This window comes from Adonisia turfae CCMR0081 (assembly GCF_011009555.1).
Lineage (GTDB): Bacteria > Cyanobacteriota > Cyanobacteriia > Phormidesmidales > Phormidesmidaceae > Leptothoe > Leptothoe turfae.
This window is the reverse complement of record NZ_QXHD01000004.1, coordinates 7,676,165-7,693,661: the sequence shown is the minus strand read 5'-3', so window position 1 is coordinate 7,693,661 and position 17,497 is coordinate 7,676,165. Positions and strand designations below refer to the sequence as shown.

18 protein-coding genes and 1 pseudogene are annotated in these 17,497 nt (G+C 47.5%); 8 read left to right on the top strand and 11 right to left on the bottom strand.

The window, feature by feature from the left end; all coding sequences use genetic code 11:
• Nucleotides 1–44 precede the first annotated feature (44 nt).
• From hpsO to hpsP, 3 genes are all read left to right on the top strand, one after another.
• Nucleotides 45–1,211 carry a hormogonium polysaccharide biosynthesis glycosyltransferase HpsO gene (gene hpsO, locus DXZ20_RS36955; RefSeq protein WP_163703383.1) on the top strand — a complete coding sequence of 389 codons (1,167 nt, stop codon included), beginning with the start codon at nt 45–47 and terminating at the stop codon, nt 1,209–1,211.
• Between the two features lie 190 nt (nt 1,212–1,401).
• Nucleotides 1,402–2,439 (top strand): zinc-dependent metalloprotease family protein, encoded by a 1,038-nt coding sequence (locus tag DXZ20_RS38390; RefSeq protein WP_163703382.1) that lies wholly within the window; start codon nt 1,402–1,404, stop codon nt 2,437–2,439.
• A 14-nt stretch (nt 2,440–2,453) separates the two neighbouring features.
• Nucleotides 2,454–3,647: a hormogonium polysaccharide biosynthesis glycosyltransferase HpsP gene (gene hpsP, locus DXZ20_RS36945; protein WP_163703381.1), complete on the top strand. Its 1,194-nt coding sequence runs from the start codon at nt 2,454–2,456 to the stop codon at nt 3,645–3,647.
• 24 nt (nt 3,648–3,671) lie between these two features.
• On the opposite strand, the gene DXZ20_RS36940 is transcribed toward hpsP, so the two are convergent.
• From DXZ20_RS36940 to DXZ20_RS36905, 8 genes and pseudogenes are all read right to left on the bottom strand, one after another.
• Nucleotides 3,672–4,235, bottom strand: coding sequence for a hypothetical protein (locus DXZ20_RS36940; protein ID WP_163703380.1), 564 nt, complete (start codon nt 4,233–4,235; stop codon nt 3,672–3,674).
• Between the two features lie 10 nt (nt 4,236–4,245).
• Entirely contained in the window at nt 4,246–4,509 is a 264-nt protein-coding gene (locus DXZ20_RS36935; RefSeq protein WP_163703379.1) for a hypothetical protein, read from the bottom strand.
• A gap of 79 nt (nt 4,510–4,588) precedes the next feature.
• The gene (locus tag DXZ20_RS36930) at nt 4,589–6,265 is read right to left on the bottom strand and encodes a tail fiber domain-containing protein (RefSeq protein ID WP_163703378.1); all 1,677 of its coding nucleotides are present in this window, start codon (nt 6,263–6,265) and stop codon (nt 4,589–4,591) included.
• Between the two features lie 49 nt (nt 6,266–6,314).
• Entirely contained in the window at nt 6,315–6,848 is a 534-nt protein-coding gene (locus DXZ20_RS36925) for a hypothetical protein (RefSeq protein ID WP_163703377.1), read from the bottom strand.
• Nucleotides 6,849–6,886: 38 nt separating this feature from the next.
• The gene (locus tag DXZ20_RS36920; protein ID WP_163703376.1) at nt 6,887–8,629 is read right to left on the bottom strand and encodes a hypothetical protein; all 1,743 of its coding nucleotides are present in this window, start codon (nt 8,627–8,629) and stop codon (nt 6,887–6,889) included.
• A gap of 9 nt (nt 8,630–8,638) precedes the next feature.
• Nucleotides 8,639–10,057, bottom strand: coding sequence for a hypothetical protein (locus DXZ20_RS36915; protein WP_163703375.1), 1,419 nt, complete (start codon nt 10,055–10,057; stop codon nt 8,639–8,641).
• Between the two features lie 53 nt (nt 10,058–10,110).
• Nucleotides 10,111–10,644: pseudogene (locus DXZ20_RS36910) on the bottom strand (IS701 family transposase); the annotation flags it as partial.
• Between the two features lie 36 nt (nt 10,645–10,680).
• Nucleotides 10,681–12,258, bottom strand: a complete 1,578-nt coding sequence (locus tag DXZ20_RS36905) for an SUMF1/EgtB/PvdO family nonheme iron enzyme (RefSeq protein ID WP_163703373.1) — start codon at nt 12,256–12,258, stop codon at nt 10,681–10,683.
• A 142-nt stretch (nt 12,259–12,400) separates the two neighbouring features.
• Between DXZ20_RS36905 and DXZ20_RS36900 the strand changes: the two genes are divergently transcribed.
• Nucleotides 12,401–12,622, top strand: coding sequence for a hypothetical protein (locus tag DXZ20_RS36900; protein WP_250566062.1), 222 nt, complete (start codon nt 12,401–12,403; stop codon nt 12,620–12,622).
• Between the two features lie 29 nt (nt 12,623–12,651).
• On the opposite strand, the gene DXZ20_RS36895 is transcribed toward DXZ20_RS36900, so the two are convergent.
• Nucleotides 12,652–12,978, bottom strand: a complete 327-nt coding sequence (locus DXZ20_RS36895; RefSeq protein WP_163703372.1) for a DUF2442 domain-containing protein — start codon at nt 12,976–12,978, stop codon at nt 12,652–12,654.
• Entirely contained in the window at nt 12,938–13,195 is a 258-nt protein-coding gene (locus tag DXZ20_RS36890) for a DUF4160 domain-containing protein (RefSeq protein WP_163703371.1), read from the bottom strand. Before DXZ20_RS36890 ends, DXZ20_RS36895 begins: the two co-directional genes overlap by 41 nt.
• A gap of 283 nt (nt 13,196–13,478) precedes the next feature.
• Here DXZ20_RS36890 and DXZ20_RS36885 point away from each other — a divergent pair, with 283 nt between their 5' ends.
• From DXZ20_RS36885 to DXZ20_RS36870, 4 genes are all read left to right on the top strand, one after another.
• Nucleotides 13,479–13,778: a hypothetical protein gene (locus DXZ20_RS36885; protein WP_006514030.1), complete on the top strand. Its 300-nt coding sequence runs from the start codon at nt 13,479–13,481 to the stop codon at nt 13,776–13,778.
• A 75-nt stretch (nt 13,779–13,853) separates the two neighbouring features.
• Nucleotides 13,854–14,261: a DUF1499 domain-containing protein gene (locus DXZ20_RS36880; protein ID WP_163703370.1), complete on the top strand. Its 408-nt coding sequence runs from the start codon at nt 13,854–13,856 to the stop codon at nt 14,259–14,261.
• 526 nt (nt 14,262–14,787) lie between these two features.
• Nucleotides 14,788–16,023: a Hint domain-containing protein gene (locus DXZ20_RS36875; protein ID WP_163703369.1), complete on the top strand. Its 1,236-nt coding sequence runs from the start codon at nt 14,788–14,790 to the stop codon at nt 16,021–16,023.
• 63 nt (nt 16,024–16,086) lie between these two features.
• Nucleotides 16,087–16,506 carry a hypothetical protein gene (locus DXZ20_RS36870; protein WP_163703368.1) on the top strand — a complete coding sequence of 140 codons (420 nt, stop codon included), beginning with the start codon at nt 16,087–16,089 and terminating at the stop codon, nt 16,504–16,506.
• Here DXZ20_RS36870 and DXZ20_RS36865 read toward each other — a convergent pair.
• Nucleotides 16,471–17,497, bottom strand: a 1,027-nt coding sequence (locus DXZ20_RS36865; protein ID WP_163703367.1) for a YegS/Rv2252/BmrU family lipid kinase, incomplete at its 5' end; no start/stop codon positions are given. The two genes, DXZ20_RS36870 and DXZ20_RS36865, sit on opposite strands and share 36 nt — an antisense overlap.

Below are 17,497 nucleotides of genomic sequence, written 5' to 3'. Positions count from 1 at the left end.
TTACTGGCTAATACTGGAGTACGGCAGACATCATCATCCAACCCATGAAAGTTTTAGTTGCCAGCCACAGCTACATTGTTGACCTAAACTGCGAGAAACTGCGGGAATTAGCCCACATGGGCCATGAGGTCACGGTAGTGGTACCAAAACGTTGGAATCCGGGAGGAGTACAAAATCGCATTGTTGAACCTGAACCGCGTCAAGAAGGCTCATTTCGCATAGTCCCCATCGCCAACTTTAGCCAGAACAATCAAGGTCTGCTGAGTTTTGGCTGGGGCATTGTTGACCTCCTGAAAACATTTAAGCCTGACATTATTCAAGTGGAGCAGGGGTCCAAATCTTTGGGCTATGCAGAATTGATCACATTAAATCGTCTCCTGGGGGGTAACGCCAAAACTCTCTTTTTCACCTGGTGGAATCTGCCCTATGAGGTGAAATTTCCCCTCTCTCTGCTAGAGGGCTATAACCTGCGGCACACCGATGGCCTGGTGGTGGGCAACCAGGACGGAGCCAATATCTTAAAAGACCATGGCTACCATGGTCCGGTGCGGGTAATGCCGCAGTTGGGGGTGGATGAAGGACTGTTTTGTCCGAAAGAACAGCCACAGCTACGACAAACGTTAGCGATTCCTGACCATGACTTTATCGTCGGATTTGTCGGTCGCTTTGTGCCTGAAAAGGGCCTTGTTACCCTATTCAAAGCATTAGAGACCCTAGTTAATGTATCCTGGACCCTGGTGTTGCTGGGGCGTGGTCCCCTAAAGGAAGCGTTACAGAATCAAGCACAAGCCCTTGGCATTGCTGAGCGCATCCGTTGGATTGAAAGCGTCCCCCACGATCAGGTACCCGACTATATAAACCTGATGGATACGCTGGTGCTACCTTCAGAAACTACCTATGAGTTCAAAACCCTGACCTCCGTGGGGTGGAAAGAGCAGTTTGGCCATGTATTAATCGAAGCCATGGCCTGTCAGGTGCCGGTGATCGGCTCTGATTCTGGAGAAATCCCCTATGTCATTGATGACAGTGGCTTAGTTTTTCCAGAAGGTGACCCCATGGCCTTGGCCGATCGACTAAGTCAGCTGATGCAACACCCTGAACAGCAGCAGGCCCTTGGGAAAAAGGGCTACGACAGAGCCATGAAACACTATACAAATAAGGCCCTAGCAACAGAGTTACTGGCATTTTATGAAGCGCTACTAACAGCTTAGTAACGCCTTTTCAGACATGATCAATGTGCCTCCACTCCTTACTCACCATTTCCCCAACATCATCGTCAAGTTGCCACTTTAAGAAGCTTCATAATATATATTCCCAGCAAATCTTGTTGATGTTCCGATTAAAAGCAGGGTGAAGTTATCTAAACTAAGCCTATTCAACGAAATATATTGATGACAACCAGTGGTCATAACATCAGAACGTGTCAGTAATTCCTTAATCTGTCGGCTTACAGTTTTGGGCGGTGTTGCCTTTGTGATCTCCTCCTGTACTGGCGGCAGTGGCGGTGGCAGCTCAGCTACCCCCGTCTCCATCTCCGAACCTGATCAACTGGTTCTAGAAGTTCAACCCATTCAAGTGTGTGATGACGATGGTATCGTTTGCGCCCAGGTTGAGCTGTTTGAAGCCATTGCCGATAAAATTTGGGGTCAGGCCGGTATAGATATTGCGTTTCTGCCATTAAATCAGCTGAACGACAGCACCTATCTGACCACAGATGAAGATGAATTTATCGATCTGTCCTTCTCTGGCGATGCTGGGGATTTTGGGCGGCATCCCGACTCAACACGAACCGATGGCCCCATCAACCTTTGGTTTGTAGATGTGATCGAAACAACTACGGGTTTGGTGCAATTTGGTAATGCCTGGATCGGGTTAAACGGTGTGTTGGTCAGCGATGACATTTTGGACTTCAACAATGGGGCCGGACGCATTGATGTGATTGCCCACGAATTAGGCCACAATCTGGGGTTGAGGCATTCCACCTTTGGCGCAGGGGAGGCTGATAATGTGATGAGTAGTGGCGCTGTACGTACCGTCCCTGAATCGATTGACGATATTTTTCCAGACGGCGATAGGTTATCACGCTTAACCCCAGAGCAAATCGAACGGGCTCGGGAAAGCGACTTTTTGACTGAAGCAGAGCCGGATGAAAACAGTCTACCGATTACGGAAGCAGATGCCATCCCTCTGATAGTGGCAGATGCGCTATCGGCGGATGAAGGTAGTCTGCCAATACCGGAAGTATCTGCCATGCCTATGGCATTGGCAGATAGTCCAATTGCAACCATGGCTGGGAAACCGAGCCTGGCTCCTCAGCTATTAGCCTCCACCCAGGCTGTGGCAGCCGTTCCCGAACACTCACCGTCACCGTTGACCTGGCTATTGTTATTGCCTTTGGGTCATCGAGTTTATAGTCGAGTCAGTCGAAGCAAACGTTAGTCTTTTCTAAATCTATGGCCAGGGCATTAAACATTTTGCAAATTGTGCCTTCCATTTCGTTGGTATACGGCGGCCCCAGCCAGATGGTGCGGGGATTAAGTAGTGCCTTGGCCCGACAGGATGCCAATGTGACTGTATTGACAACAGATTCCAATGGCGATGAAGGCCAGGCTCCTTTAGATGTGCCTCTGAATCAACCTGTCGAGACAGACGGCTATCGCACCGTTTACTTTCGGTGCGCACCGTTTCGGCGCTATAAGTTTTCTCTACCGCTACTGCAGTGGTTAAACCGCCATGGGGCCGAGTATGACATTGCCCATATCCATGCCCTATTTTCTCCGGTGACCAGTGCGGCGGCCACTGTGGCACGATGGCAACAACTGCCCTACATTTTGCGGCCCTTGGGCACCCTTGATCCGGCAGATTTAGCCAAGAAAAAACAGTTTAAGCAGCTCTATGCAGCGGTGTTGGAGCGACCTAATATTCAAGGCGCAGCGGCGCTCCATTTCACCAGTCAACAGGAGGCTACTGTATCAGAACGCTTTGGGGTAACAACGCGAGATATTGTACTGCCCTTAGGAGTGACCACCCCCAAGGCAGTCAGTGCGGATGCTGGAGATATTCGACAGCGTTATGACATTGCAGAGGGTGTGCCCATCGTCTTGTTTATGTCGCGAATTGATCCTAAAAAAGGGCTGGATTTATTACTGCCTGCCCTAGAATCGCTGCGTCAGTCAGGTAGTCAGTTTCACTTTATGCTCTGTGGTGGTAACCCCCAAGACCAGGGCTATGTAGAGACCATCAGTCAGCGGATAACTCATTCCGTACTCAATGATTGCACTACGATTACAGGGTTTGTCTCTGGTGAACTGAAGACCCAAATTTTGCAAGCGGCGGATTTGTTTGTTCTACCGTCCTACTATGAAAACTTTGGCATTGCCGTGGCGGAGGCCATGGTGGCAGGCAAACCAGTGGTAATTTCAGACCAGGTCCACATTTGGCAAGACATTAAAAACAGTCAAAGTGGCTGGGTTATGAACTGCGATCAGACTGCTCTGACCCAAACTCTACATGATGCTCTTGCTGATTCTGGAGAACTCCGTCGGCGAGGAGACAATGGCCGTGTGTTTGCCCGGGAGAATTATGGGTGGGATGCGATCGCATCCCGTATGCTCACTATATACAATCAGCTTCTGAAGATAAACTGAATAGTTAAAGTGAACCCGTATCTTTTATTTTGTAGAGATATTAATGGTTTGGATAATGTTTTGTGAGTCTGGCACGGACCTGGACATGCTCAGGTGGCCGAGCGCAGTGAAGTTCAGCTGTAAGCCTAAGACATTTGAGGCATAGGTGGGAATGCCAGCGTGAAATTGAAATTGCCTAAGGTGATGACGGGTTGAAATTTGATTGGTTTGATAGTTGGCTTGGATGTCCGTGGTGTTGTAACGCTTGATTAAGCTGTCGTGGTTGGTAAGTAAACCGCCGATGACCAGGGAAGCTCGCTTTTCGAGATCACTTGGAGTTTTGTCGTAAAGTTCAATTACAAAGTCTTGCTGGAATTCTTGGGTAATGGTTAATGGAGCTGGAGGGTCAGGCTGTGTTGAAGAATGAGATAGTTGCTGTAGGGGGTGATTAACCTGGAGTTTGTTGGGGTAAAGAATAAGGTGAGGTAAGGTGATCTTGGTTGGGTCAATAATCGGAATTAAACCCCAATGATCATCATCGTTAGGAATCTCGTTTTTTAGATCGAGTTGCAGGTTGTCGGTGATGACCTGTAGGAGATGGTAAATCACAGGAATAACCTTAAGTAGTTTCTACTGTGGAGGGGATTACTATATCTACATTGGTGGCGGAAAGTGAGTGGCCGTTGTTGTCGGTTGCAGAATCATTGGGTTGGGTTTCATCTGCCTTGGCAAGTTCTTCTTCAATGACTTGAATGGCACCACTGATGCGTAATAGGGTTTCGCGAACGTTATTCTGTTTTGCTTCTAGATCAGCAAGAACTTTTTGGCCTGACTCAAGTTCGGTTTTGAGTTGTTGGAGACGTTGTTGAAGTTGTTGTTTCATAGCAATCTCTTATGTTAAAGATGTTATTTCAAAAAAGAGCGACATTAACTATCCTGTGGATAGGAAATTATAAGTGACTTTAGGAAAGGTTGGATATCTGACGTTTAAGGGATTCAATTTGTGCATCATAATATTGCTTCATTTCTTGGATAGCTGAAATTGCTAGAACACTAAAAGAGGAATATGCAATGCCTTTAATTTTCTGGTTGTTACAGTTTACAGAGCTTACAAACTCAGGAAATATCTCCTCAATGTCTTGGGCGATAAAACCAATATCCTGATTATTGGAATTTCGCCACCTAAAGTGAACAGGCTTTAATTGAATAACCTTGTCCAAGATACCTTTTAGCCCAGTAATATCTTTCTTCAGAGCGAGATCAGAATTATGATGCCAATGCCCATTCGGATCCATCCACTGGCCTTGGCTATTTTTATGATAAAAGTGGATATTTCCTTGCCCTTCATAGGCAATTCTAAAGTAGCGATCACTACCATGTTCATCTAATCGAATGCCTGAACTATTACCAGTCTGCTTAATGTGGAGTTTGGCTGCAGGGGTGGATGTGCCCATGCCAATATCGCCAGTACCTTGAGCAATGAACAATGCAGTTTTCCCTGTCGCGTCACTACTATGCCTTAAGACGTTTAAACCAAGACTTCTGGGCCGTTCGTCATTTTCAATCGTAAATCCGAAATTGTCATTGTAAACTTTGAGTTTAATGCCAGCCCTAAAGCGATTTCCCCCCGCCGTGCTGATTTTCATATAGTTATCCGCTGCACTGGTGAAGTCGCTAATTTGTAGTTTTTCAGAAAGGCTTGTTGTGGCAATGCCGACATCACCCTGGACTACAAGATTACCGGTCCCCCCCCATTCTTTACCAATCGTGACCCCATTTTTGTTCAGTAGGTATAGGATCTCTTCTCCAGATATATGCAATCGTCCTGGGCATGTAATGGTTCCTTTATCACTAACTGTTAAGGTGCCATTACTTTTGAGAGACAGAATAGTTTTATGACTGTTAAATTTGTTGTCAGTTAACTTAATATCTAACTGGGTCCGAGAAGCTGTACCTGCATTTTCGTATCGTCCAAGGGCCAGAGAGACTTTATTGCCATAGGCTTGGCCATTTACACCTTCCCTAACGAGATGTAAAATATCGCGGATACCGTTGGGATTATTGCCACCATTGTGGTTCGGGTCAAAGATGGTTAAGGCGGCCTCACCAAACGTACTAAAGCCACCGTCATGCGCTATTTTTTGATTGATGGTTAGTTTTGATAGGGGCGCTGCATTGCCAATGCCGATATTGCCTGCCGTTGTTCCAGAGTCACCGAGGATGGTTAGGCGGCCCCCAACGATGCCTGGAGCATCAAAATGAATAGTCCCTGGAGCGACGCTTAAAACGGTATCATCCTGATAATCATGGCCGCCTCCTAAGCGAGATGTGCCACTGACATCCAGGCCTTTACCTGTCGTGTCTTTGGTGGCAATCTTGGCACTGCCATTGATTTCAAGGGTTATATTGCCAGTGACTGCTAGCTTTGTATCGGCATTTTGAGGATCCGCAACAATATTGACGCTATTAGCCAGTGTTAGCGCCCCTCTAATGGTGAGTGGTCCTTCCAGGGTGTCGGCTCCCTGACGATTAACTTTGGCTGATTCTAGCCGCACTACTTCTTCCATCGCGGCATTCCAATCGGCAGCTTTTATCAGACCACCAGGTTTCTGTTCTTCAGGAGCAAAGGGGCCGGTCATAAAAGGGAACCTCCAAACATCTAAAACCTTATAAAATCAAGATGAGATACTAAAAAATGATTTCCCAAACCAGGGTGAGTTTAAAGTCTTTAGTTTTACTAATATTTGGAAAAACAACTCGGTTATACATAATGCCTGTATTGGGGTCTTCGGCGTTAAATAGACCGGCTTCTCTGAGTTCGTAGGGTTTGCCTCCATTGTCAGACGGGTTGGGCTCTTCGAAGTCGAGATCAGCACTGAGGATAATGCGACGGCTTTTTTGCTCTTTTTCTCCAGATTCCGTTGGTACAACCATTTGAATATCGGTTAAATCTTTGGCTAAATTGAGTCCTTTTAGTTCTTTACGAAACACTTCTTTGGCCAGTCCTGTATCCGTGTCTGGCTTGACTGGTTCACTGCCTGTGCCAACAGCAATGTAGCGAATAGGGTCAATGGCTTGTTGGGCAAACAGTTTGGCAACTAAATCACGACCAGAGTAGACAATCGCATTGTTGGTGGCAGTGGTATCGATCTGCTGCCCGTTGGCATCGTATCGATGGATGGTTAAACGGCCTCTCATGTCCAGTGCGTCAGCAATTTTCATAGTGAACCTGTCCTATGTGAACCTCGGTAAATAGAAACCTAAGCAAAGCGATTCCCGGAATTAAACTCGGTATAGTCAAAGACACCCGAGAGATGAAGCTGATCGGTTAAGTCATGGTGAATCCCGTCGGGATAGGGTTGGAGTTGACTGCCGATGTCGAAGTTGGCTTCTTTGATTTGGTGCTGTTCTGTAAATGGCGATCGCACCACCGTCAGCCAGTCGATAAGAGCATGGTATTCTGTAAAACGCTTGCTATAAGCAATCACAGATAGCACCCCTGCTGCTTTCACCTGATCAATAATGGCAGGAATCTGGCGACGAGGATGGTCTTCTAACTCACCAAATTTATCGGTAAAACCAGGAATATCCCACGGCACCTTTACCTGAAATGATCCTGGAGTTTTGTGGACCATCTCAATGGTAATGTCTATGCCGTAGTTTCTCATCTGTTGCCAGGTCAAGGGTATGGGAGCCCCAATGGAATCATCAAATCGAGATAGGTTAAACAGGGTTTCATCGAATCTGCCTTCGGGTTCACCAACCCTTACCTTGGCTTCGATACGCCAAGTAGAACGTCCCGGCAGCGCAACTGGAAAAGGATCATAGGCTAAAATCTCCTGTCCTTTGAAAAGCAAACGACCATCATTCAAAATCTGTAGTTCATTATCTTGACCCACATTGAGAGTGCCCGGATAGTCAAATGAAGCCTGGGTTTCTACATTGATGAAACGCAGTTGAGTCAGGGGATTTAATTCGATTGAATGATCCTCATGATCACGCTCACGTAAGTCTGTAACATTGAGACGCAACGTGGGTCTAGTAGGTATAACATTGGGGTTTTCTATCGAGAATTCTAGGGATAACGGTAAATCATCTGTAACGTTGACTCCGACGGGAATGGATACAAAAGGATGGATCTCAACGTGACTTTGAATCAGTTTAGGTAAATATTCTTCGATTTGGATCTGGGCCTTTGCTGCTTGAGACGATAGATCGTTACCAAAGATACCTAAGTTGGCTGCCACAATGTCTCGAATACCGGCTTTTGTCGCTGCGCCCTGCCGCAAGACTTTGATTAAGGCTTTGAGGCGATCCCGATAGGGGGCATAGCTTTTTTCAATCTCATTGGGGAACGCGGTTTCGATCAGCGCTCGATTAAGAATTTCTAAGGGCAGCCCATGGGTGGGAGCCTGCTGTAGCAGTTGTTGGATAGCAGGTGTCAAAATCGCGGTGGGGAACTGTTCCTGATTTTTGCGATATAAGCCCGTGTCTTTTAGGCAGAGGTTGAGGCCATCGGCCAAGGCCTTGCGGACGACCCTGGTTTGGGAGATGGTTCGCTTTTTAGGATCTGTCGCAATAAATATATTCAACGCCTGTTGCGTTGCACGGGGAAGACAACGCCACAGGTATTGGGCAAAGGCAGTGTGGCCAGTGTGGTCAGGGTGGAGTTTTTGGGAAAATTCAGGCAGTTGTTTGATGGCACCGGGATAAAATTGGGGATTTACCTGAATCAGCTGCGGTGTACCGCCCAGACGTTCTAAATAGAGCGAGAGGATGTGATCTAAATCGCCCAGTAGGTGACTGCTAAACCCTTCGGAGCCCTGGTTGTCTGCGGTATCGACAAAGTGCGATCGCATCACCCGCAACAGATCCGTATCGGCCTGTTCCAAAATCTCGCCAAACACCGTCAACACATCTGGCAACAGCCCTTCGGTTCCGTCCGCCTGGTAAAAGGAAGGGAAACGACTGAGAAGACTGAGGGTTTTTCCGGTGGGGGGCATGGGGATGACTTATGGATTAGACAGCGGCCAGTCGATGGTGATGGTAATGGCCTCAGCCGTTAAGGGCTGGAGAACGGCACGTTCGGTGAGACGAATCAGGATGTCACCGCCGGGTGGGAATAGGCCCAGGATGGCGAGGGTATAGTTGGAGCCTTGTAGTAGGGCTTTGGTTTGTTCGGCTAACTCAGCGGCATCTGGCGCATCTGGTGCGGTCTGAATATCGGCGCGATCAAGGCTATTAATGTGGGTGCCGATGGCGTTGAATATGTCTGTTTTAAATGAGTCATAGGCAAGAGATTGGGCTGGTTCAAATTTAGTGAGCTGAGGGACAAAATCGGGTAAGTGAGTTTTGAGGGTTTGCTGAATGGCGGTCTCTAGGACGGCTTGATTGTCGAAGGGGGTGCCCGTGATGTTGAAGTGCAGGGTGAGATTCGTAATACTGATGGGAATGGTTTGGATGTCGGTTGCGATCGCAAACTCCGCTGCCAATCGGGGTCGCTCAAACCGATCGACCCGAATCTCATCACCATCTAAACGATCGGCCTGCAGCGTTCGAGCGCCCCCCGTAGACCGCCACACCTGCACATCATCCTGTCGCCAGTTCACCCCCAGCACACCCTTCACGTCGCTAGCCAGGTTGGCCAATTGGCCCATGTCCACATTTTGTTCGGGTTGGAGTCCGGCCAGATAAGCGCTCAGCTGTTGTTCCACTTCAGCCTGGATTGCCCGCTTGTCTGCGACCGTTGCCTTGGGGGTAACCGTTAGCTTCAGGGCACCGGAGATGTCTAGATCATGTTCATAGATAAAGGCAAGACCCAGCTCAGCTTGTTCGACTAAACTGACCGGGATGGCGTTGCTGGTGTTGTTATCGGCCATATCGGCCCAAAATTGAGGAACCAGCTCAACAGTGGCTCCAAAATTTTGGTCGGGGGCCACCGCCTCAAGCTGCTGGATCAACCGCTGTCGCTGGATCGCCTGGGCCGGTCGCAATCGATTAAAAAAGGTTTGCAGAACATCCTCAATGGTGCTATGCAGCTCATCGGTGAGCCCCGTTGCCTGGATATAAACCTGTACTACCAGCGGTTTAATTTCCGTGGCCACCCGCAGGTGGCGGGGTTCAAACTTTTCATGGATGTCGGCCTCTAGTCGCTTGGTGGCGGCATCATGGGTTTGTGCCGGGGCCGCTGCCAGGGTTGTGGTCAGGGTAAAATCCACCAGGTCATTGACAGCTGCTGGGGACAACAACGTCTGGGTGAGTTGCGACATCAACAGCGGTTGCCCCATGCCTTGTTGATGCAAATGCTCGGTTAGATCGACCTGGAGCTGTTGCTCCAGGGTCTGGCGTTCTTCAGTTGACCACCGTCGCCCTGGGGTAAGTTCAACGAGAAATACCCCGTCTAGTTGAATCGCCTGGGCAGGCTTGGGCAAGACATAGATACCAGCGGCGCGGGAGCGGTCGATGGCGGTTTCTAGGGCCTGTACCTGAACTCTCGAATCATGGCAGCGGCGATCTCTGGTTTAGTCTGATAACGGTCTGTAGGTTTGAGTCGCTCTTTGGGTTTATACACCTCAAAGGCAAGTGGAAACGTAATATCATCCAACAGCCCATAAGCACTTACAGCGACAATTCCATTGTCGACCTTGCCCAAATTACCGATGTATTGTCGTTTTACATAATCGGTAGAGGTGCCTTTTTTACGGTCGCCCGTTTCATCGATAATCAGTGTGACTTTTCTGCCAGCGATAACTTTGAGAATGAGCATTAATCTTCGCTGGCAGAAGGTTTGGCTAGACCAAGGAGACTCACATATAAATTGTTGTAATGACTGTGAATTAGGCAAACCAACAACTTTAGCGATAGCCGGTAAAGATTTTCGTTTAACCTCTGAAATCAGACCCACATGTAAATGTTTGAAGGCTTCAAAACTTCTGACTTCAGCAAACAGGTCTCGATAGGACTCGCAGTAGTCATCAATAAATTTAACGGTAGGTTGGGCAGCTCGGGGCGTCACCATGAGTACGGTTTGACCACCTTGGGTCGATAGTTACCCCTATTTTATACTGCCAGAGTCATTAAAGAGCGTTATGGTTGGGCCAAAATAAAATGGTGTGGTCGTCCCCGCTCGACAGGCATACTCCCACTCAGCTTCACTGGGCAAACGATAGTCCCGACCTGTTTTTTTAGATAAGCGCTTACAAAACTCCACCGCATCATCCCAATTCACTTGCTCAACGGGACGATTATCACCTTTGATTTTGGATGGATCAGATTTTAGAGCATGCTCAATCTTAGGCAAAGCAGCAACAGTTCGCCATTGAGCCTGGGTTACCGGATACTTGCCCAGGAAGAACGACTGTAGCGCAACCTGATGCTGTGGACTCTCAACATTAACACCAAGTAAGGACTTCTCCCATTCTCCATACCAATCTCGACCAGCTTCAGAGTTAGGAGACCCCATCGTAAATTTCCCACCGGGAACCCGAACTAAGTCTAAGTTAATCAGTTCTTCTCGACGAAATTCAGCTCTTTTCTGTTCTCGCTGAGTTACGTTACCTTTAGTGTCAACTGTCACCACTTCAAACTTAAAGCCGGATACTTGTTTTGATGGCGTTTGACGAGATACTTGAGTCGCAGTCTGGACGGTTGAGTCAGCTACCGAATCAGCAATACTCCGGCTACCAGCAGTCGTCGGTGAAGCTTTAGGCCCCGTCGACGCTAGCTGCACACGACTCACCGCAATCCGCTGCAATGCCTCAATCGCATCTTGATCGACCCTAGATGCTGCCAGCACTCGAATCCAAAGCTGCTGAGCAAAGTTAAACTCCCGTTTAGTTTCTGCCCGAAAAGCAGCATTCTTCAGCGCTTGCACATCCTCTAACCGGGCGCGCTGGGGCAGCAAAATAAGACAGTTTTTAGATAATGGCTCAACAGCGGTATAGGGCGTTTGCACAGGCTTGCCATAGCGCTTACTAAACTCAGGCACCTGATGACGCAAATATTGATCTAGCCGCTGAACCGTCGCGCAGCTATTTGCCCCCTGCAACTGAAACCCCTCTAACAAAGCATGGGTAAAAACGCCATGGCCCAAATCATCAATTTCATAGGACGACTCCCGAGGACTGCAGGAATAAATCGTTACCATGCCCTGTTGTGCATCAGTGCCCACACCTACTGGCGCACGACGTCCCTGACTCCGACAGGCATCTAACAACAACACAGTATTATCCGCACCAGAGTTACGCAGATAGGCCGTAATGTCACTAATGCGCAGAGCCGTTTCTTCCACATTGCCAGGATCCACATCAATGGGCATCAAATAATCATGGCCCTCATGCAATTCACCATGACCCGCAAAGAAAAACCAAAAGTTGTCGCCTACACTTAAAAAAGACTTTTGAAACCGCTCACGAAAGAAACGCTTCAGGTTGGCATAGGTGGGCAATGACCGTATTGCCCCTTTAGGCGTCTCAATGGCAGGGGAATTATCTGAAAAGTAAAAAACCCGCTCAAAGTCGCCCTCTTTTAGAAAAAAATCGTGTACCGAAACCGCATCCTGCACCGCATAGTTTAGCGGTTTCAGATTGTAGTAATCGTTGATGCCGATACAGATAGCCCAGTTTTTGCTCATAGCACAGCGATTTTCAAGGAGCGCATCTAGTTTAAACCAGAAAAATACGCTGGATCAGGATCTATGCCATCAGTTCCATGGGCAAGATCGTCCATGGAACTGATGGCATAGTGTAGACACACATTCCTCAAACTAAACCCCAATGAAGGCACACTATCGCCATCGCCTACGTTACTATCTGGTAGGTTCACCAACCGATACCCAGCAAGCCATTGATCGCCTACATCTATTGGGCTACCTCGAACGCATCATCTGGAGTCAACCCATTCAACTCTCCGAAGCAGGCGTTATCATCCGGCCTGATCCGGGTGACGTCTTACGATATACCCAGCGAGAATTCATAAACCAAACCACAAGTTTTTGATACCCAAACCACCCTTATTTGGATTTCATTTAACCCTTACCAACCTGCATATCCATTAACAATCCGCTGACATAATAATGCACATCTAACTCAGACCACTGCAACACAGAGCCCATATTTACCGCAACAACATCATGAAGCTGTTCACCCGTCGCATCCTTCAGCTCAGCAAAAAGCTCTAAGGAAAACTCAACATGACGCCCGTCCCGTAAAACAGCCTTGTAAACCCGGTGTTCCTCATCAAACTCGATAGATTTCACCAACGGTTCATCCGTAGTAAACGCCCACAACTCAAGGGGAGTCAAACGACTTTTCTCAATCGTTATGAAATCGCTTCCAGGTATCCCAACAGTCATCTAGATTATCCTCAACGAGCTTAATAGCCAGTTTGCGCCACTTAGCAGCAACGAGTTCAGAATAAGCATCCTCCTTAATTTTAGATGCACATCCTTCTTTGCCCAGTTCTATCTTGAGCGTCCATTCACCACCTTTGCGAACATGGGCATGAGCGGGGTTGTGATCATTTGAATAAATCAGTAAATCCATTCCGCGTAACCGGGCAATGGTGACCATTTACGTTTACTTGATCGAGACATCAGCATTGAGTAAATATCGCACATTGCCAGATGTATACCGTAAACAGTCGATTTCTTACACCAAAACCCTGTAGAAAAGTCAGTACCCCCTTCGGCTTCGCTTAAGAGGGCACTGACGGGTAGCGTTCCAGACTAGATGCTTCAACACCAATACACAATTTTCCTGCTTTGTATCGGCAACTCTTGAACGTAGATAAATTGGCGTGGGATATATTAATTTGCTCGACCGCCTAAATTGTCATATTTTTGGACCAACAACCATGACTCCCAATCAAGCAGCCGTCACCACTGCCATTACCGTTCTCCTATCCACCACGCCAGAAAACCGCCTAGGCCAGCTATTAAAAGTTTGCTTGGCCGCCAAAATAGATGGCAACGCCCATAGCAAAGCCCAGGAGTTATTTCACGATACCGGTAACCTGGCCCATTGGGTGCAAGACGTAATTGGCAATGACGGACAATACACCCCGGACGAATGGCAGGCCCTAGGGGAAATGGATCTGCTGGAGAATGTTGAAAAATTTGTTGAAGGATTATTGACTGAAGTGGAAGCACTGTAGCCATGAAGATATTGGCTGCGGCTAGCCATAATGAAGCTAAACTTTAAGCCAAAGTTGCGCTCAAGGGTGTTTTCTATGCCTCTCTTTTCATTCTCAGGCAAACGTCCCGATAATCTAGGTGTTAAGCAGGGCAAGCTCTTGGCCTGTCCCGGCACTCCTAACTGCGTCAGCAGTCAAACTGATGCTAGCGATCAGGAGCACTTTATTGAACCGATTGCCACTGATAAAGCACCTGGGGATGCGATCGCAAAACTCAAAACCATCATCGAAGGGATGGAACGCTCCCAAATCAACGAAGCTACTGACAATTATCTCTACGCTGAATTTGCCAGTAAGCTCATGGGCTTTGTCGATGACATGGAATTTTATGTCGATTCTGGTCTGATCCATGTTCGGTCAGCCGCCCGATTAGGCAAGTCAGATCTAGGTGTCAACCGCAAACGAGCCGAAACCATCCGAGAAAAATTTCAAGCAGATAGCTAAGGGGATCAGGATCTATACCTGTAGAGGTGTTCCATGGAACACCTCTACAGGTATAGATCCTGGAATTCTCATTCTCCTAGGTGCAACAATCTGCAGATGTCTCATAAGACATCTGCAGATTGCCACCTTTTGCCCAGGGCTGGCACAAGACCAGCCCCTACCAAATTGATCATCTTAAACTAGGTGCTTTGAGACCAAACTTGGCAGCACCCAAGCTTCTCACATCAAGACTGATTGCGCTCATATTGAGACTTGCATTAATCCATTTAGTCTCAAAACAAGACCAAATGGATCAACTCGCCACAGCCGACTTCCATAACTCAAAATGCAATCCTCAAAACTCAGCACTGATTAGGTAGCAATTGCATTTTCAGTCCCTTAAAGAAACACAAACCGTCTATTCGCTGACTATCATCGACGTACCGGCTTCAGACGTAGAGTACAAACTTGTACAAATTCCTGCTGATCCAAGTGTTGAAGATGTAACTTCGGTAAATAGGGTATTCTGCAGCGATTGATTAAATTTATGACCGGAGCAATTAAAGCCATACAAATTGGACTGGTCTCGTTATTATTAGTGCTCTGCTGCTGCACGGGTACAGCTTATGCCCGTAGGGGCTGTTTTGGTGCTGGCACTCCGATCTTGACTCCAGATGACTATAAACCCATAGAACAACTCACTATCACCGACCAGCTTGTGGGCCTAGATGTGTCTAATGGTCAGACTGAAATAGAAACCATTGGCGAGATTCAAATAGCACAAACGTCTGATTATTACCTGATTAATGATGCTACTCAGGTGACCGGCTCCCATCCTTTTTATGTGCAAAACACTCAAGGCTTAGAGCTTGTCCAGGTTCACAATCTCAAAATTGGCGACCATCTTATTGGAGAGAACAATGCTTCAGTTGAGATTTCTAGCATCCAACATATTCAGGCTCCCCTCAAAATCTACAACCTGGTGGAGATTACGCCATCCCATAATTTCTATGCGGACGGTATTTTAGTTCACAACAAAGGTGGCGGTGGCGGTGTTGCTGGCAGTGGCGGTGCTTATGGAAAAGCCAACGGAGCAGTCGGTCTTGATGACAAAAACCTACCGAGGTTGATACTATCTCTATTCCTCCTAATAGCCGGTCTGATACCTTTTGCCTTCCTGAGAGAGATTTATAATTCAATTCGCTTCAGAAATAAGACGTTCACTGATGATGCTGAACTGATTGAATTTACGAAAAGCATCAATGAAAAATTCAAAAATATTTATTCTGTTCGATATACCGAAGATAATGAGCCTTGGATAAAAATACGTCCTTCTCAGGAGGTAGCAGAGACAACATATCAAGACTTTATTGATAAGGCTGAGCTGATAGATTTAGTCTCTCAAGTGTTTGTCCAGTATCAACAAGATTGGACTAAGAAAAAGTTTGATGAAATGGCTGACTATGTAGACCAGCCATTCTACGACATGCAAAGGACAATCTTTCAGGATGCATTTGGCAATAATTTCGATATTGTCTATCAGCCAACGTTACAAACGGTGGTGCCTTTAAGCCGTAGCCAGCAAGAAGATAGCTATATTTTTAAGCTTCAAATCAACGCTGAGCTGATCAATTTTGCCCTATCATCTCAAGGCTATGTCCTAAGTGGAGCAGCCTATTCCAGATCATTTACTGAATATTGGAAGATTAAGATAGACTCGGCTAAACAATGCTCTTTGATAGATATTGAGAAGCTTTATGATTTCTCACAAGTGAATGATTAAAATTGAGTCTCTGTTAATCCCTTGCAATTACACGCTATGCATTTTTCCAGGCTGTTACGCACTATGACCCTCGGACTGCTTAGCCTTGTGGGGGGACTCATTTTGGTAGGATTCGCAGCCTGGATACATTATCGAATCAATGGCCCCTATAACCCAGGTGAGATAGCGCTTGAAGATTGGTCCCTGGCACTCGCCATATATACTGTCCCGCTGCAGTTAGGGGCAGCGATAGAGGCCATAATCATTGGTCTCTGCACCCGGTTTCGGTGGATCAAGGTTAATCACGGTCGACTCGCAGTTGGAGCATTTAGCCTGATTTCGCTTTACTTCGCAATTAGCGCAATTTGGGTAGGCATGACAAGCCGCTATAGCAATCTGTTCGGGGTTTTACTGTACGAGTTCATCATCACCCTACCCCTGTGGTTGGCTTGGGGTTTATTATTTTTGCTACCCCACCGTCAACAGCGGCGAAAAAATAGTTAACCCCCCTGGCACACAGGTAAACTCAATCGGATTTGCCTCCCATAACTCCCCGTCAACAACCAGCTTCTGCGGTGGATTTGTGGTTACCGTCAGCCGCTTGGTGCGCAGACAAATCACATCTTCCCGCTCAACTTGGGATTTAACCAGGGCAGAAGTAAACAACGTGGCCATTACATTGACCCCTTGTAATCGCGTTTGGGGCAGAGGAATCGTCACTTCCAGCAGCCCATCATCGGGAATCACCTCGCCAAACCCTTGGGCTGCCACAGAGGTGGCCGGGGCGGCATTGGCCACTGTCACGGCCACCGTATCAAATTCAATGGTCTCTCCATCAATTTCAATTTTTGCCTTAAATAGCTCTTGGGAAAAAAACTGCTGTGCACCAGATAGAACGTAGGCCAGGGTTCCTAGCTGATTTTTTAATTCTCGGTTGGCGTTGTCTACCATCTCCGCCTCAAATCCCAAACCTGCCAGCAAAATCATTGGGATATCGTTGCAGTAGGCGGCATCTACCACCCGTGTATTCCCGGCTGCAATGGCTTCACACGCTTGCTTCATGTCAGTGGGAATCCCCATGGCTACCGAAAACGCATTGGCGGTCCCTCGCGGAATCACCCCCAGGGGAATACCGGTGTCTATGGTCACACCTGCGATCGCAGATACTGTCCCATCGCCCCCGGAGGCAATGATAAATCCGGTATCATCCTCGGTTTGGTTGGCTTGGATGGCTGCGATCGCAGCTTTTGCCTGGTCAATGGGATCCACATCCGGCTGCGTAAAAATCGTATGCAAATTAACCTGGGGTGCCAAAATCTGGCGAATTAAGGCCAAATCTCGATCTGGGTTGCCCTGTCCAGCCACTGGGTTAAAAATCAAATAGGCATCTCGCCGCTTTGCAACCGCTTGAATCGCCAGCTCAGCCGTTGCCATATTGGTGGCCAGCACAACGTTGTGTAAGGTACACACCCGCAGCAACGCCCGAATATCCGGC

What these genes read in the sequence shown, in the direction of transcription:
- hpsP (WP_163703381.1), top strand. Translation starts at nt 2,454, where the DNA reads ATGGCCAGGGCATTAAACATTTTGCAAATTGTGCCTTCCATTTCGTTG.
- DXZ20_RS36870 (WP_163703368.1), top strand. Translation starts at nt 16,087, where the DNA reads ATGACCCTCGGACTGCTTAGCCTTGTGGGGGGACTCATTTTGGTAGGA.
- DXZ20_RS36895 (WP_163703372.1), bottom strand. Translation starts at nt 12,978, where the DNA reads ATGACTGTTGGGATACCTGGAAGCGATTTCATAACGATTGAGAAAAGT.
- DXZ20_RS36925 (WP_163703377.1), bottom strand. Translation starts at nt 6,848, where the DNA reads ATGAAAATTGCTGACGCACTGGACATGAGAGGCCGTTTAACCATCCAT.
- DXZ20_RS36935 (WP_163703379.1), bottom strand. Translation starts at nt 4,509, where the DNA reads ATGAAACAACAACTTCAACAACGTCTCCAACAACTCAAAACCGAACTT.
- DXZ20_RS36880 (WP_163703370.1), top strand. Translation starts at nt 13,854, where the DNA reads ATGCCTCTCTTTTCATTCTCAGGCAAACGTCCCGATAATCTAGGTGTT.
- DXZ20_RS36890 (WP_163703371.1), bottom strand. Translation starts at nt 13,195, where the DNA reads ATGGTCACCATTGCCCGGTTACGCGGAATGGATTTACTGATTTATTCA.
- DXZ20_RS36930 (WP_163703378.1), bottom strand. Translation starts at nt 6,265, where the DNA reads ATGACCGGCCCCTTTGCTCCTGAAGAACAGAAACCTGGTGGTCTGATA.
- DXZ20_RS36875 (WP_163703369.1), top strand. Translation starts at nt 14,788, where the DNA reads ATGACCGGAGCAATTAAAGCCATACAAATTGGACTGGTCTCGTTATTA.
- DXZ20_RS36900 (WP_250566062.1), top strand. Translation starts at nt 12,401, where the DNA reads ATGAAGGCACACTATCGCCATCGCCTACGTTACTATCTGGTAGGTTCA.
- DXZ20_RS36905 (WP_163703373.1), bottom strand. Translation starts at nt 12,258, where the DNA reads ATGAGCAAAAACTGGGCTATCTGTATCGGCATCAACGATTACTACAAT.
- DXZ20_RS36885 (WP_006514030.1), top strand. Translation starts at nt 13,479, where the DNA reads ATGACTCCCAATCAAGCAGCCGTCACCACTGCCATTACCGTTCTCCTA.
- hpsO (WP_163703383.1), top strand. Translation starts at nt 45, where the DNA reads ATGAAAGTTTTAGTTGCCAGCCACAGCTACATTGTTGACCTAAACTGC.
- DXZ20_RS36920 (WP_163703376.1), bottom strand. Translation starts at nt 8,629, where the DNA reads ATGCCCCCCACCGGAAAAACCCTCAGTCTTCTCAGTCGTTTCCCTTCC.